This window comes from Paenibacillus sp. FSL M8-0228 (assembly GCF_038007385.1).
In the GTDB taxonomy this organism is placed as follows: domain Bacteria; phylum Bacillota; class Bacilli; order Paenibacillales; family Paenibacillaceae; genus Paenibacillus; species Paenibacillus polymyxa_D.
On record NZ_JBBOXA010000001.1, the window covers coordinates 4,343,834 to 4,359,658 of the forward strand.

The following is a 15,825-nucleotide window of genomic DNA, read 5'->3' on the forward strand; positions in this document are numbered from 1 at the left end:
CAAGGCTGTTTAAATATATCCAAGAACAGAACACAAGTTCTTATATTTCCAAAAGAAAGGAGTTATAGATGTGAAAAAAAAGGATAATTCCACCAAGAGGAAGTTACCCCCAAATGTCAGAGAACGTGATGGCAAGTATTCTTATCGCTACTACATTCCTACTACCAAATTCATTGATGGAGAGGAAAAGAAAAGCAGCAAAGAGACGGAGTCGCCAAGGTTTGACACTATTCAGGAGGCGGTTGACTTTGGGATATTGATCGAGGCGAAAAAGATACAGAAAAAGTTGAAATACACAGACGACTTAACAGTAAGGACTTGGAGTCAGACATGGCTCAAAGCATACATCATGGAGCGAGAACCAGCTGGCAACACGGTCAAAAATCGTGAGTATGGACTTAGGGTTCTGTTGAAACAATTTGGTGGTTTTGCGCTCGCAGATGTGACTGCGAGTCAATATCAGGATTTCCTTTACAAGCTGAAGGAAGAAGGAAAAAAACGCAGTACTGTAACCACAGTCCACACAGTAGCTTCTCTCATGTATGAACATGCTAAACGTAATGGCTTAATCGAATTCGATCCGACTGTTGATGCAGTTATACCGAAGGAGAAAAAAACAGCGCGGAAAATCGGAGAAAAAAGACAAGTCCTTCCCAAATTTCTTGAGAAGGACGAACTGAAAAAATTTCTACAATTAGCCAGGTTCATGCTTACAACCAATATGTGGGCCTTCTTCATTGTACTAGCTTACACAGGCTTACGAATCAGTGAAGCAGCAGGACTCCAGTGGGACGATATTGATTTTGACGCCCGAACAATTGATGTAAACAAACAGATTTACGGTACAAGCGTTCTCGAGTATTCCTTTATACCTCCCAAGAATGAGCAGAGTGAACGTGTCGTAAGCTTCGGAGACACTGTAGCCAAAGCTCTAGGATTACTGCGGGAGTGGCAAAAGGATGAGCGCCTTTCTGCCAAGGAATTTAACACGAAGGACAATTTCGTTTTCTGGTGTCCCTCTTTTCCCGGATATCCAGTTCAGGTTACAGGAATGGGTGACTATATGCGTAAGGTTCTTGGGAAAGCTGAGTTGCCGACAAATCTTACTCCACATAGTTTACGCCATACTCATGTATCGCTACTCGCTTCTAATCCGCGAGTTGGACTGCCAGAGATTCAGGCACGAATCGGGCACAAGAGCAATTCTAAAGTTACAGAACTGATCTATCTCCACGTCACAAAGAACCGCCAAATCAAGATTGCTGATGATTTTGAATGGGCAATCAACAATTAGAAATGCGGGTAATTTGCGGGTAACTCGCTCGAATCCATAACCTCGAAAACCCTTGCCACATAAGGCAATTTGGCTATATAACTAGCTCTTGGCTAAATATAGAACATGTAATTATCCAATTCATCATGTTCTTGGTATGTGATCAAGTCCTTAAGTGTAGTAGAATCCAACACTTCAGCGATGCTGTCACGAATTCGCAGCCACAGCTGACGTTTTGCCGGATCGTCTTCTTCCGTGAAATCGACCGGAGAAATCGGACCTTCCAGTACACGAATGATGTCTCCCGCTGTTACTCCTGCCGGTTCATTCGCCAAAATATAACCGCCGTAAGCACCACGGATACTTTTTACCAAACCTGCATTACGCAAAGGCGCAATGAGCTGTTCCAGATAATGCTCTGACAGCTGATTTTTTTCGGCAATACTTTTCAAAGAAGTTGGACCTTCGCCAAACCTGGCTGCAAGTTCCATCATAATGGTCAGGCCGTAACGGCCTTTCGTTGATATTTTCAATTGTGCCACCTCACTTATAGTAACAATTCCGTTAAACACGCGGAATAACTGGTGCTGTAAACCTCTCTATTCCGATCCTAACCCTCAGCTTATGTTAACATATTAGGGCAGGTAAAGGGAAACATTACGGTAACAATCTTAAAAAAAGTTGCTTTCGGGCGATTTGGAACAGCTTTAGCCCGTTTTATGTAGCTTTCTTCCATCGTTCGCCGTGTCGTTTGATCGTCCAAACATCGTATCTTATTATCGTTTATGTTACAATAGGTGGGTTCTACAACTATATTGAAAGAATTGGGTGATGACCATGGCTAAAGCCAATCATGAAACCCGTGTCGTCGTCGGGATGTCCGGTGGCGTCGACTCATCCGTTACTGCGCTGCTGCTGAAGGAGCAGGGCTATGACGTAATCGGCATCTTCATGAAAAACTGGGATGACACGGATGAATTTGGCCGTTGTACGGCTGAGGAGGATGCGGAGGATGTGCGCCGTGTCTGCGAACAGATCGACATTCCTTACTATACCGTCAATTTTGAAAAAGAATACTTCGATAAAGTATTCTCTTATTTTCTTGATGAATATAAAGCTGGACGCACACCCAACCCGGATGTCATGTGTAACCGTGAAATTAAATTCGGCGAGTTTCTAAATAAAGCGCTGGATTTGGGAGCAGATTATGTTGCTACTGGACATTATGCACGGGTTGTGGAAGAAGACGGCCACTTTACTTTGCTGCGAGGCGTGGACAGCAACAAGGATCAAACTTATTTCCTGAATGCGTTAAGCCAAAAGCAGCTATCCCGAACCATGTTCCCTATCGGTCATCTGCCGAAACCAGAAGTGCGTAAAATTGCGGAAGCTGCGGGACTGTATACGGCCAAGAAGAAAGACAGCACAGGCGTATGTTTTATCGGCGAGCGTAATTTCAAGGAGTTTCTGAGTGGATATCTACCTGCAAAAGGTGGAGACATGGTGGATATCGCTACTGGTGAAGTCAAAGGACGCCACGATGGTCTGATGTACTATACACTGGGTCAACGTCAAGGCTTGGGCATTGGCGGCTCAGGTTCAGGCGAACCGTGGTTCGTAGCGGATAAGGATCTGGAGAAGAATATTCTGTATGTGGTACAGGGTGATCGTCACCACAGCCTGTATTCTACCAGCCTGATTGCAACAGATGTGAACTGGATTGAAGGCGCAGATACTCGTCCGACCGGCGAATTCCGTTGCACAGCCAAATTCCGTTATCGCCAACCTGATCAGCAAGTAACTTTACAATGGCTTGCGGATGGGACCGTGCATGTCATATTCGATGTACATCAAAAGGCCATTACGCCTGGACAAGCTGTTGTATTTTACGACGGGGAACGCTGTCTGGGTGGAGGAACCATTGATAAGGTTGAAAAACTTCAGCCTGAAACGGTTTAAATGAAAGCCATTTTGCATTGATATAGCAGGAATTAAAAAAGTCGTCTCTCCAGATTTGGAAGGGGCGACTTTTTTTTATGAAAGTTTATTTTAGTTCATGGCTTGTAAAGAATTCATAATCTGCTCTTTATGATGTCTGTCATGCTGGACAAACATTTCTTGCAAAAAATTTCCCATGGTGTATGAGCTATTAGGAAATTGACGGATAAACATTGATTCTGAAACCATCTTGAGCTTCACAATCATTCGCCTACGCTCTGCAATAGCTTCATTTAACAAATCATGTGGTTTCATATTTCTGCCGAATGCAACGGACGAATCGTTAAACGCTTGTACATCAGGATGTTCTTGGAGCGTAATTTGTTCCTCATTGATAATCTGTATGAGTGTCTTAGTGAAGCTTTTGTCCCACCCCATAATATGACTGATCATATCTTGTATTGACCATGTACCCACTATGGGTTTACGAAGTAGCTCATCTGAGTATGGAGATAAAGCTGTAAGAAATACAGTCCATTTTTCTAAATCTTCAGAAATCTCAGCTATCGTCGCCAATTGAATTCCTCCTTTAAGGTAAGTAACTTTTGATAACATCCTCATTTGGGTATATGATGTAAACAAGATCATACTTCAATTGAAAAGGAGCGTGCCTTTATGTCTGATTCATTAGGAATGCTGACACCAGGTAAAAAAGTTTCTTTGAAAGAATGGGACCCTAAGGATACAAATAATATCAAAAATAAAGAAGAAATCCGACAGGAAACAGATCAATTGAAGGAACGCTTCACGGAATTACAAAGCAAATTATTTACAGAGAAAAAACAATCCGTTTTGTTTATATTTCAGGGCATGGATTGCAGCGGCAAAGATGGCGTCATCAAACAGGTATTTTCTAATCTGAATCCGGCGGGGGTGACGGTCCACAGCTTCAAATCGCCTACGGCTGAGGAATTAAGTCATGATTTCTTGTGGCGTGCTCATAGCGTTACCCCAGGACGTGGATATATTGCAGCATTTAACCGTTCTTATTATGAAGATGTGCTAATTACACGTGTTCACGGACAGATATCCGATAAGCAGGCCAAACGGAATATTAAGCATATCAAGCATTTTGAACAGTTGTTGCTGGATAATGGTGTAAAGGTGGTTAAAATCTTTTTACATATTTCAAAGCAATTTCAGTTAGAAAAGCTGATCGACCGAATTGAAAAGCCTCACAAAAACTGGAAACTCGATCCAAGTGATTTGCAGGAACGGAAATTTTGGAAGCAATATACCCAGTATTATGAGGATGTATTAGAGCTAAGCTCAACCAAACAAGCTCCTTGGTATGTCATTCCTTCAGACAACCGTTGGTATAGGGATTATACTGTGCTGCGGATTGCCGTCCAAACGCTGGAGGAAATGAAGTTGTCTGATCCTGATCCAAGACCTGAACTCGAATCCCTTTTACCTGAATTGTACAAAGAACGAGATAAAAAATAGCTGTATAGGTACAGCACTAAGCTTCCAAAACCGTATCACGGCTGAGAATGCCTTGAGTCGGGATTGGAAGCTTTTTATTGCATTTTTACGTGTTATTTCGAAAATGTATAAAGCTTAACTGACTCTGTACCCGATAGCCGCAGCTACAACTCCTACCACGACAGAGGAAAGTACATACGTAGCCATGCGTCGGTATTCTTTGCGCTCCATCAGTTGAAGAGATTCATAGCCGAATGTGGAAAAGGTGGTGTAGCTGCCACAAAAACCTGTTCCTAACAGCATCCAGAGTGCAGGAGACAACTGGTGTTGCGTAAACTCACCATAGAGCCAGCCTAGCAGCAATGAACCGCTGACGTTAATGATCCACGTCCCCCACGGGAATACGGTACCCAACCTCTTGCCGGCCCACATACCAAGCCCGTATCTCGCCAGTGTACCCATAATCCCGCCTGCCGCCGCCCACCAGATCATAAGCGTTCCTCCTTCGGAGCAGCCTGCGTCATTTTTGTACCTAGACGGATACCTGTCCATGTCAAAAATAGCCCTCCGCCTACGCTTAGCAGGAGGTACAACACAGCCGTCAGCATACGATCGTGAACTGTGAGGCGTACAGCATCCACTGCAAAAGTGGAAAAGGTGGTAAAGCCCCCTGTAAAGCCTGTTCCGATGGCAAGTCGCAATCGCGGCTTGATCCGCCATGATCGCAAGGTTACCGTAAAGAACCAACCAAGAAACAGGCAGCCGATCCAATTAATTAGCAGCACACCAAGTGGAAAATCCGCACCCGCCGCAGGCAGCAGCGATTGCAGGCCATAACGGGTAGAGGTTCCAAGCGCTCCGCCCGCGGCAACGAATAACATGTCTTTCATTTTTTTATCCCCTTCTTCGCACTTGCACGATCATGGCGTAACGTGACGATATCGTACACACTCTGTATATTAAGTCGCACATATATTAAGACTGTGAATCCCGCCAGCGCTGGTTTTGCCTGATTTTTGACTCATTCCCCTGCTCAGTAGCCTGATAGAAGGTTTGGTCTGCTATCGCATCGGGCAAATATTGCTGCTTCACATAATGATTCGGATAATTATGTGGATATTGGTAGCCTACATGACCGAGCTTTTCCGAGCCTTTGTAGTGTGCGTCACGCAAATGGAGTGGCACCTCAGCCGATTTGATATCGTCCATAGCCAACATGGCCCGTGAAATCGCCGTATATACAGCATTCGATTTGGGGCTTTCCACAGCGAACAAAATAGCCTGTGCAATGTTCAGCTTGGCCTCGGGCCAGCCGTTATTGCGATAGGCTTCAAGCGCACTCACCGCTTGCACCATTGCCTGCGGGTTCGCCAGACCAATGTCCTCGCTGCTTGCCGCGATGAGGCGGCGGATAAAGGTCATCGGGTCCATACCGAGTTTTTCTACGGCGTACAGGAACCAGAACAGCGCGGCATCGCTGGAGCCGCGAATGCTTTTGTGGAAGGCCGACAACACATCATACTGCGTGGATTCATCTGCTTTGACAATCGGGCGGCGAATGGATTCCTCAGCGACTTCCAGTGTCACGTGAATCGTGCCGTCTGCCAGCGGAGGCGTTGTGAGCGCCGCCAGTTCCAGCGCGTTTAAAGCGCGGCGGATATCGCCGTTCGCCATGGAAGCGATGTGAGCCAGTGCAGCTTCATCGACCTGGAGCTGCATGTAGCCAAGCCCTTTGTCCGCATCGCTTAAGGCGCGGCGCATAGCAGCCAGCGAATGTTCCTGCGTTAGCGCTTCAAGCTGGAACAACGTAGAACGGCTCATTAAAGCGCCGTTGACGTAGTGAAAGGGATTTTCAGTCGTGGCGCCAATAAACACGATCGTGCCCTTTTCCACCGCAGGCAGCAGTGCATCCTGACGTGAACTGTTAAAACGATGTACCTCATCGAGAAACAGAATGGTTTTTTTGCCATACATCGATTTATTCGTCTGTGCAAGATCAATGACTTCTCTTACGTCTTTCACAGATGCTTCTACAGCATTCAGACGTACAAAATCGCCTTGCGTGTGTTGCGAGATGATATGTGCCAGCGTTGTTTTGCCGCATCCCGGTGGTCCGTACAACAAAATTGAAGAAACCTGATCTGCCTCTATGGCTCTTCGCAGCAGCTTACCTGGACCCACAACATGCTCCTGTCCAATATATTCATCCAGTGAAGTCGGACGCAAGCGATCCGCAAGCAACCGATTGCTTGGCGTTGACTCTTGGGAATATGAAAATAAGTCCATTTCTTTCACTTCCTTATGATTTATGAACGAACACTTTCTTTTATCTTTGAAAACATACTATATTTAGGTTCGCTCATACGGTTGAAAAACATGAAAATTCAAGTCATCTATAATTCTGATACGGTGTAAACCGACTCTTATTCTACCATATCCGTTAACAAGTTGCAGATAGCATGGTCATGGCACAGCTGTAGGTCTTCAAGTCAGTCGCCCATAAAAAAGAAAGAACAGCCTTAGACGAAAGATGATTTCGTGGCTGTTCTTCGACTGGCATGATTTCATAATTTCATCACTAAGATAAACAGTAAACAAAAAGGAATACAACAACTCAGGCGGTACTTTACAACGCTTTTTCTGTTTACTTCGTCTGTGCCTGTACGTAACTAGGAAGTGAGCCATCATGCAATAGCCACAACTCATGCAGCGCACGGGTACATCCTACATACAGCAGCTTGGCATCCCATGCCCGTTCTCCATAATGCTCATGGTCGGCATCCGCCACAATAACTGCATCGAACTCCAGACCTTTGGATAGGTATACAGGCAGTACTGACAAACCGCCTTCATATTGCTTTTTACCACCGTCAATCAAATTCACATCCATCCCCGCACTTGTGAAAACCTCATGCAGTTCCACAGCCTCTTTTAAGGTGCGTGTCAGCACAGATACAGTACGATACTCCCTGGAGGACAGCTCTTTTAGAGCGGTGAGCAAACTCTGCTCACGCACCGATGAGTCGTAAGATATAGTGCGCACCGGATCGCCACTACGAAATACTGGAACTGCCGTAATACCGCCGCGAACTCCCTGCTCCAAAATCGTGTTTGCAAATTCTATAATTTCCAAGGTTGATCTATAGCTTCGCGTAAGCGCAAAATACCCGGTATGTTCCGGTGCAAAAAGAGAACTCATTTCCTCCCACGCATGTACGCCACGGTATTCATGAATGCCCTGCGATAAATCGCCCAGTATAGTAAAGGAATGTCCTTTGACGAACAAATCCAGCAATGCGATATGAAAAGGTGAAAAATCCTGCGCTTCATCAATGACCACATGGTCAAAACGTTGAGATGATTCTACCTCATGAATCAGCACGTGGAGATACACTAACGCAGTCAGATCTTCTTCACGGATAATCTGTTTTCGCAGATCCGACTGTGTAGCCTTAAAAATAGCAGTCGGCAGAGAAGCCTTCATCTCCGCAGCCGTATCTGCGGGTAACCCTTTAGCTGCTTGAAAAAGCTGCTTGTAGAGCGTCAGTGCGTCGTATTGTGGCCATTTTTTAGCATATGCCTTTTCCCGTGCCCCTGCCTTTTTTTTGCGTTCCTTGAGTGCTGCCGCCGAAGGCGTCTTTTTCAGCTCCATTTCAATCCAGCGGTGCACTCTTGCCAGTACACGCTCCTTCCGCTTCGCGAGCGGATAAGGCTTATACTCCTCATTAAACCAATTCAAAATCTCAGTTCGCGGCAGAACCGCTCCATCCCATGGTGAAAAATCCCCCTCGGGAACGGAAATGGGCTCCAGTCGTTCAACAAAAGCTTGAAGTAACTCCATAAAGTGAACTGAACCCTTGAATCTTCCCGGCGCCTCATCCATGGATTCCTCTCTCAGACTGCCACTCTCAAACCAATAAGATAATGTTTCGGCAGGATCAGCCAAAGGTAAATCCAAACCCAACAAGTCCAGCGCCCAGTCTGCAAATGTACTTTGCTGAATATCTCCGACCCCCAGCTCAGGAAGTACATCTGAAATATAGTCGAGAAACATATGGTTTGGTGCGAAAATGACCATTTTGTCCGCTGATACCTGATCCTTGTATTGATACAGTAAAAATGCGAGACGATGCAGCGCTACCGTCGTCTTGCCACTACCCGCTACCCCCTGAATAACGAGGGCAGTATTTTTAGCCGCGCGGATGATCTGATCCTGCTCCGCCTGAATGGTAGATACGATATCCCGTAAACGGTTATCCTTGTTTTCACCCAAACGATAAACGAGAAACTCATCGGAAACGGCCGGCTCGTCGCTTTCACGATTATACGTATCGGCTACCCGTTCCAGAATTCTTTTCCGAATGACAACGTTGCGCTTCAGATAGACCAAACCCTCAATAGTTCCCTCAGGAGCTTCATAGGACGCGGTTTCTTCACCACCTGTAAACGAATAAAATAAGCTGGCAATCGGTGCACGCCAATCAATCACCAGCGGATACGCTGACGTTTCTTCACGCTCTACTCCAATTTTACCGATATAAAGCGGCTTCCGCTGCCCTCTGCCACGCTCGTCAAAATCCATACGCCCAAAATAAGGCTCCTGCGAGCTTTTAGCCAAAGCCTGACGTTTTTCCTCCCGTGCAGATTCCAGCACTTGCTCTGTAAAATCATGCCCAGTGTATACTGGCGTATTGCGAAGCCGTTCCAATCTCCGATCAATTTCCTCCATAGCAAGCGACAGCCTGTGCTGTTCTTCTTGATAGGCACTTTGAAACTCATTCTCCATTTCAGTTACCTCCTAAGAATATCAAGTCTCGATTTCTGCATCATCCACTTGCTCCGACACAAAAAAAGGAAAGTAAGCGTAACACATTTAACCATAAAAATCCAACCTTATTTCTAATCCCCCTATTTCCCTACTCTTTCACAAAAGTATGGAGCTTTTCGGCACCAGCGAAGCGGGTGATTTGAATCCGAAGAAGCGGAGCGATCGGAGGATCAAGTCACACGCGAAGCGGCCTCTAATACTCCATACTTCTCTCCCCCATCTCCACAAACTGCTTTTGAGCCAGCTCACGGTACACCTGATGGGACTCTAATAACTCTGTATGAGTTCCTGCACCGGTCACCTTGCCCTTGTCCAACACGATAATCTGGTCGGAGTGAACCACCGTAGACAAACGATGAGCAATGACAATCGTCGTGCGTCCTTCCATCAAGTTCGCTAGGGCCTTCTGTACCTCATGCTCAGATGAGCTATCCAGACTAGATGTAGCCTCATCCAGCATGAGGATGTCAGGGCTACGAAGAAGCGCACGCGCAATACCGATCCGTTGACGCTGGCCTCCGGACAGCTTCATTCCCCGTTCTCCCACCTCAGTGTTGTAGCCTTGAGGTAGATCCATAATAAATGTATCCGCATACGCCATCGTAGCTGCTCGTCTCACTTCTTCCAAGTCAGCTTCGCGCCCCAAGCCATATGTAATGTTATCTCTGACCGTTCCGGTCATCATTGAGCTTTCCTGCGATACATAACCAATTTTGGAGCGCCAAGAGGAAAGTGTATATGACGATATCGGTTCGTCTCCATAACGAATTTCCCCTGTATCTGGCACATAAAAGCGCTCTAGCAATGAAAATAAGGTGGATTTCCCACTCCCGCTCGGACCCACGAATGCTGTCGTCCGGTTAGCCGGAATGACCAAGTTTGCATTATGAAGAACCTCTTCACCTTCGGTATAGGAAAAGACAACATCACGAAGTATAATATCTCTGCTCTCTTTTGCCGCTTCCTGCTTCAACTCGAGCGGTTCCTCTTCATGATCTAAAATCGTCTGAATCCGTTCAGTAGCCCCAACCACCTTTTGCAGACGTGAATACAGAGTCGTGAATTGTGCCATCGGTGTGATCACCTGAAATAGCAGCAAAATAAATGCCACCAAATCCCCCGCGGTCAGCACACCCGATGCAACGCGAACACCACCAACCCCCAATATAATGACCAGTACTGCAGTCAACAAGAAGGTAGAAATTGGACCTACAAGGGCCAGGATACGTGACTCTTGCAAACCGAAGCGGAACATCCGGTAAATACGATCCTCACCAGCCTGAGCCTCTCTGCTTTCGGTTCCGTAGGCCTTCACCAGTCTGATTTCGCCGATAACCTGACTTAACACTGAGGTCAGATCTGCCATCTCATCCTGCTGTTTTTTGGAGATGCGGTACATTTTTCTGCCTACCGGAAATAAAATTAGAGCTGTTAGCGGAACAATAGCCATAATAATGAGCGTCATCACCCAATCCAGATAAAATAACAATGCAATACCACCAATAATTGCAATCACATTAGAAATCAAATTGACTAGATACTCCGTAATTAAGTTCATAATCAGGCTTGTATCATTAGTGACGCGACTCATCGTATCTCCTGACCGATTTCTATCAAAGTAAGGTATAGGTAGAGATAAGATTTTATGCCATAAGCGTTTGCGCAAATTAGCCACAATCTTATGCCCAGCATAGTTCAACATATAGATAGAAACTGCCGAAGCCACCGCTTGAATCACAAAAGCGCCAAGCAGACCAACAATGACCATACGGTTTAGTGAAGAAAAGGTCAAGCCATCAATCAACCCTTTAGTCATCATGGGTACGATTAAACCAGCCATGGTCTGAATCAGGGTCAGAATCAGGGCGATGATCAGAATGGCTTTGGGCGGATGCGCACTCGCAATCAATTTGATAAACCGCCCCATGCCAGCCTTATCCGGTCTTTTACCCGGCTTTTCATTCATCCGGTCTTCCTGCTCTTCTTGGTGTATATGATGTTCTTTTTCCATATACCATCAACCTCGCTTCCTGTCTGACCATTCTTGTTCAAACAACAACACCCGCGCTCTGCGCGGGTATGAACAGTACAATCTATCTTCGAGTTTACTACACCAGAGAATGAAGCACAAAATTTGCCACAAACAGTACAGATATGATATATAATGCGATAGGTACTTCCTTGCCCCGTCCTGCTGCCAGCTTGGCTACGGGGTATGCAATAAAACCAAATGCCATTCCGTCTACGATACTATAAGTAAAGGGCATCATCACCATGATCAGAAATGCAGGAAACGCTTCAGTAAAATCACTGAAATCCATCTCTCGCACATTTTGCACCATTAGCCCCCCAATGATGATCAACACGGGTGCAATGGCACTATCAGGAATATAAGCCAACAGTGGAATAAAGAAAAACGTCGCCCCGAATAAAATAGCAGTTACCAGCGGTGTCATTCCCGAGCGTCCCCCTGCTGCAATACCAGCCGTCGATTCCGCAGCGGCTACCGCCGGACTGCTGCCCAAAATACCGGCAAAGATATTGGTTACAGCCAACACACGCAAGCTGTTTTTAAATAAATCCGGTCTACCAATCATGTTGGTTTGTGCAGTAATCATACCAATATTCTCGAATAGCACAATGAGTAGGAGCAAAAAGACAGCGATCCAGAAAGCTACCGAGACAATGCCTGAAAAGGAAAGCTCTCCAAACAATTGCCCATACTGTCGCACCGTTTCAGAGGTTCGTACCGTGCTTGTAGGCTCTACAGCTCCCAGTATATAAGCAAGCCCAGTTCCCGCCAAAATACTAATTAGTAAACCTCCCTGAACGTTACGCACAAACAATACAATAGCGAGCAGCAACGTTACACAAGCCGTAATTACCTTGGGATCATTAAAATGGCCAATAGCCACAAAAGTCGTCTGATGAGCAATCACGATGCCGCTTTTTTGCAATCCGATAAAGGTTAAAAACAAACCAATGCCTACCGTAATTCCGTGCTGCAAATTATGGGGAATCGCTTGGCTAATCAGCTTGTACAATGATGTAAAGGCCACAATGGCGAATATCACCCCTGTGACGGCAACTACCATCAACGCTTCCTGCCAGCTCAGCTTCATGGAATGTACCAGCGTATAAGTGAAAAAGGCATTAATCCCCATCCCTGGTACAACGACCATTGGAGATTTCCCACCAAAAGCCATCAGTAGACAGCCGATCATCGATGTCAGCAGTGTCCCGAGCATCGCCCCTTGGAGGGGAATCCCGGCATCTGACAAAATAGTCGCATTAACCATAACAATGTATACCACGGAAAAATAAGAAATGACCCCAGCGGCTAATTCCTTTTTCCAATGATGCTCGGGCTTGTAACCGAGACTTCTGGACCATAGTCCATCCTTCATACCAAAACCCTCCAGCAAGTTGTTCAATCTGTTTACAGTAAGCTGCACTTTTTCAAAACAAAAAAGAGCTGTAGCAACTGTGACACAAAGGATGTGATGCACAGAACTACAGGTCTTAAAGTGAATACATACTGCTGTAAATCTACGAATGCACTGCCATGCTATTTTTACAACTTACACACCAGCGTGTTCTAATAAATCCTTCACGGCTACACTAACCATGATCAGTCCTGCTACCGGAGGTACAAATGCATTGCTTGCAGGCGGCTGCTTCGCTTTCCGGATTTCAGGTGCGTTGGCAGGTACAATTTTTTTTGTAATTTCTTCACGTGGCTTCTTTGGTTCCTCATCGGAGAATACAACCTTGACGCCTTTGGTAATGCCTTCCTTACGCAACTTGGTGCGGATGACACGGGCAATCGGGTCCATTCTGGTTTGGGAAATATCCGCTACTTGAAAACGACTTGGATCCATTTTATTCGCAGCGCCCATACTGGAGATCAGCGGAATCCCCCGTTTCAGGCATTCCTTAATCAAATGAATTTTGTAAATAATCGTATCTGAAGCATCCAGCACATAATCCAGTTCGTACTTAAATAACTCCTCATACGTTTCTTCCGTATAAAACATGTTCAGTGCAATCGCTTCACATTCAGGATTAATCAGCTTCACACGCTCTACCATCAGATCCGCCTTTTTTTGACCTACCGTCGTTGTCAACGCATGTATTTGGCGATTAATATTGGTGATATCTACAACATCTTTATCAATCAAAATGATACGTCCAACACCTGTGCGCGCCAGTGCTTCCACTGCAATCGAACCGACACCGCCGATACCCAGCACGGCCACCGTGCTATTTTTCATAACCTCAAGACCTTCAGTTCCGATAGCCAGTTCCGTTCGTGAAAATTGATGCAACAATATGGTATATCCTCCCTCACTGATTTAAACTCTATACTTGAACTCCAGCATACAAACCACGAACCCATTATCCATAAAAGGGTAACGGGTTCACGGCATTCTATAATCTATCCACAAGCCACTCGGTGCACTTGCAAAGACAAACGTTCATCTTAAGCTTTAGGAGTAACAGGTTTCGGGGCAAGACGGATGTGAAGCTGTTCCAATTGAGCTTGATCCACTTCGCTTGGCGCATCCATAAGCAGGTCTGTCGCGCTAGCTGTTTTCGGGAATGCAATGGTTTCACGCAGGTTTGTACGACCTGCAAGCAGCATCACAAGACGGTCAAAACCGAAGGCAATACCACCATGTGGAGGCGTACCATATTCAAATGCATCCAGCAGGTAACCGAATTTATCCTTCACTTCCTCAGGCGGCAGGTTGAGCGCTTTGAACATTTTCTCCTGAACTTCACGCTTGAAAATACGCATCGAGCCACCACCCACTTCGTAGCCGTTCAGCACGATATCGTAGGCCTGAGCACGAACTTGACCTGGATCTGTGTCCAAGAGGGCCAGGTCTTCTTCCTTCGGACGAGTGAACGGATGGTGCTCCGCTACATAACGTTTTTGTTCTTCATCATAGCCCAGAAGCGGGAAGTCTACGACCCAGGCAAATTTGAATTTGTTATCGTCGATGAGGCCCAAATGACGGCCAATTTTCAGACGAAGTGCGCCCAATACATCAGCAACTACTTTTTTATTATCCGCAGAGAAGAGTAACAGATCGCCTTCTTCAGCTCCCGTACGCTCTTTCAAGGCTTCGATTTCTTCCGGTGTGAAGAATTTAACGATAGGCCCCTTGAATTCGCCTTCTTTCACTTGGATCCAAGCCAAGCCCTTTGCTCCATAACGTGCTGCAAAAGGACCCAGGTCATCAATGTCCTTACGGCTCCACGTGCCACATCCTTTGGCATTGAGAACTTTAACTTCCCCGCCCTTTTCAATTACTGAAGCAAATACTTTCACACCACTGGTTGCCACGATATCATTGACATTAATCAACTCCAGACCAAAACGTAGGTCAGGCTTGTCTGAACCGTATTTATCCATCGCTTCTGCATGTGTAATTCGTTGGAACGGTGTTTCCAGTTCTACTCCAACGGTTTCTTTGAACAATTTCACCATAAGACGCTCCATCATAGGCAGCAAATCATCCTGTTGCATGAAGGAGGTCTCAATGTCGACCTGCGTAAATTCAGGCTGACGGTCAGCACGCAAATCTTCATCACGGAAACAACGTGCAATTTGGTAGTAGCGCTCCACGCCACCAACCATCAGCAATTGCTTGTACAGTTGTGGAGATTGCGGCAAGGCGAAAAACTCACCTTCATGTACCCGGCTAGGTACCAGATAATCACGGGCGCCCTCTGGGGAACTTTTTGTCAAAATCGGTGTTTCCACCTCAATGAAATCCTCACCGTCCAGGAAATCACGGAATACTTTTGCTGCTTTGGAACGCAGCTTCAAGGTCTGATGCATTTCCGGACGACGCAAGTCCAGATAACGGTATTTCAAACGCAGTGACTCGTCTACTTCCACGCCATCTTCAATGAAGAACGGAGGTGTTTTGGATGCATTCAATACTTCGATTTCAGTGACACGCACTTCAATTTCACCTGTAGGCAGGTTCGGGTTAATCGTTTCTGCATCCCGTTTGACAATGGTACCAGTAACCTCAAGCACATACTCACTACGAACACGGTCCGCAATTTGCAGTGCGTCACCGGAATATGCCGGATTAAATACGATTTGTACAATTCCGCTACGGTCACGCAGGTCTATAAAAAGTACGCCCCCCAAATCACGACGGGTTTGTACCCAACCGTTCAGTGTAACTGTTTCTCCGATATGCGCATGAGTCAATGCGCCGCATTGATGACTCCTTTTCATAATACACACTCCTGTTTATGTTTAGTAGTTAATGCTATA

The 15,825-nt window shown here is 45.9% G+C and carries 13 protein-coding genes; 3 read left to right on the forward strand and 10 right to left on the reverse strand.

What is annotated here, in order from left to right:
- Window positions 1-70: 70 nt before the first annotated feature.
- The gene (locus MKY98_RS19550) at window positions 71-1,294 is read left to right on the forward strand and encodes a tyrosine-type recombinase/integrase (protein ID WP_341011197.1); all 1,224 of its coding nucleotides are present in this window, start codon (window positions 71-73) and stop codon (window positions 1,292-1,294) included.
- Between the two features lie 92 nt (window positions 1,295-1,386).
- On the opposite strand, the gene cymR is transcribed toward MKY98_RS19550, so the two are convergent.
- Window positions 1,387-1,806: a cysteine metabolism transcriptional regulator CymR gene (gene cymR, locus MKY98_RS19555; protein WP_013311532.1), complete on the reverse strand. Its 420-nt coding sequence runs from the start codon at window positions 1,804-1,806 to the stop codon at window positions 1,387-1,389.
- Between the two features lie 304 nt (window positions 1,807-2,110).
- On the opposite strand from cymR, the gene mnmA reads away from it, so the two are divergent.
- Entirely contained in the window at window positions 2,111-3,232 is a 1,122-nt protein-coding gene (gene mnmA / locus MKY98_RS19560) for a tRNA 2-thiouridine(34) synthase MnmA (protein WP_029515730.1), read from the forward strand.
- Window positions 3,233-3,322: 90 nt separating this feature from the next.
- On the opposite strand, the gene MKY98_RS19565 is transcribed toward mnmA, so the two are convergent.
- On the reverse strand, window positions 3,323-3,787 hold the full coding sequence (locus tag MKY98_RS19565; protein ID WP_069012468.1) for a DinB family protein: 465 nt from the start codon (window positions 3,785-3,787) through the stop codon (window positions 3,323-3,325).
- A 99-nt stretch (window positions 3,788-3,886) separates the two neighbouring features.
- On the opposite strand from MKY98_RS19565, the gene MKY98_RS19570 reads away from it, so the two are divergent.
- Window positions 3,887-4,717: a PPK2 family polyphosphate kinase gene (locus tag MKY98_RS19570; protein WP_029515731.1), complete on the forward strand. Its 831-nt coding sequence runs from the start codon at window positions 3,887-3,889 to the stop codon at window positions 4,715-4,717.
- Window positions 4,718-4,831: 114 nt separating this feature from the next.
- Here MKY98_RS19570 and crcB (MKY98_RS19575) read toward each other — a convergent pair whose 3' ends face one another.
- The 8 genes from crcB (MKY98_RS19575) to aspS form a co-directional block, all read right to left on the reverse strand.
- Complete coding sequence (crcB, locus tag MKY98_RS19575; protein ID WP_029515732.1) at window positions 4,832-5,188, reverse strand: fluoride efflux transporter CrcB; 357 nt, start codon at window positions 5,186-5,188, stop codon at window positions 4,832-4,834.
- Window positions 5,185-5,586: a fluoride efflux transporter CrcB gene (gene crcB, locus MKY98_RS19580; protein WP_029515733.1), complete on the reverse strand. Its 402-nt coding sequence runs from the start codon at window positions 5,584-5,586 to the stop codon at window positions 5,185-5,187. The genes crcB (MKY98_RS19575) and crcB (MKY98_RS19580) overlap by 4 nt, the downstream gene beginning before the upstream one ends.
- Window positions 5,587-5,671: 85 nt before the next feature.
- A complete protein-coding gene (locus MKY98_RS19585; RefSeq protein ID WP_029515734.1) occupies window positions 5,672-6,982 on the reverse strand; it encodes a replication-associated recombination protein A in 1,311 nt (436 codons plus the stop codon).
- A 358-nt stretch (window positions 6,983-7,340) separates the two neighbouring features.
- Complete coding sequence (locus MKY98_RS19590; protein WP_069012467.1) at window positions 7,341-9,482, reverse strand: HelD family protein; 2,142 nt, start codon at window positions 9,480-9,482, stop codon at window positions 7,341-7,343.
- Window positions 9,483-9,717: 235 nt separating this feature from the next.
- A complete protein-coding gene (locus MKY98_RS19595; RefSeq protein ID WP_069012466.1) occupies window positions 9,718-11,535 on the reverse strand; it encodes an ABC transporter ATP-binding protein in 1,818 nt (605 codons plus the stop codon).
- A 97-nt stretch (window positions 11,536-11,632) separates the two neighbouring features.
- Window positions 11,633-12,931, reverse strand: a complete 1,299-nt coding sequence (locus tag MKY98_RS19600; protein ID WP_069012465.1) for an NCS2 family permease — start codon at window positions 12,929-12,931, stop codon at window positions 11,633-11,635.
- Between the two features lie 174 nt (window positions 12,932-13,105).
- Window positions 13,106-13,855 (reverse strand): tRNA threonylcarbamoyladenosine dehydratase, encoded by a 750-nt coding sequence (locus MKY98_RS19605; protein ID WP_029515738.1) that lies wholly within the window; start codon window positions 13,853-13,855, stop codon window positions 13,106-13,108.
- Between the two features lie 152 nt (window positions 13,856-14,007).
- Complete coding sequence (gene aspS, locus MKY98_RS19610) at window positions 14,008-15,786, reverse strand: aspartate--tRNA ligase (RefSeq protein ID WP_029515739.1); 1,779 nt, start codon at window positions 15,784-15,786, stop codon at window positions 14,008-14,010.
- Window positions 15,787-15,825 lie beyond the last annotated feature (39 nt).

Coding starts and splice junctions, on each gene's coding strand:
- mnmA (WP_029515730.1), top strand. CDS start 2,111: ATGGCTAAAGCCAATCATGAAACCCGTGTCGTCGTCGGGATGTCCGGT.
- MKY98_RS19570 (WP_029515731.1), top strand. CDS start 3,887: ATGTCTGATTCATTAGGAATGCTGACACCAGGTAAAAAAGTTTCTTTG.
- MKY98_RS19590 (WP_069012467.1), bottom strand. CDS start 9,482: ATGGAGAATGAGTTTCAAAGTGCCTATCAAGAAGAACAGCACAGGCTG.
- crcB (WP_029515733.1), bottom strand. CDS start 5,586: ATGAAAGACATGTTATTCGTTGCCGCGGGCGGAGCGCTTGGAACCTCT.
- MKY98_RS19600 (WP_069012465.1), bottom strand. CDS start 12,931: ATGAAGGATGGACTATGGTCCAGAAGTCTCGGTTACAAGCCCGAGCAT.
- MKY98_RS19585 (WP_029515734.1), bottom strand. CDS start 6,982: ATGGACTTATTTTCATATTCCCAAGAGTCAACGCCAAGCAATCGGTTG.
- aspS (WP_029515739.1), bottom strand. CDS start 15,786: ATGAAAAGGAGTCATCAATGCGGCGCATTGACTCATGCGCATATCGGA.
- crcB (WP_029515732.1), bottom strand. CDS start 5,188: ATGATCTGGTGGGCGGCGGCAGGCGGGATTATGGGTACACTGGCGAGA.
- MKY98_RS19595 (WP_069012466.1), bottom strand. CDS start 11,535: ATGGAAAAAGAACATCATATACACCAAGAAGAGCAGGAAGACCGGATG.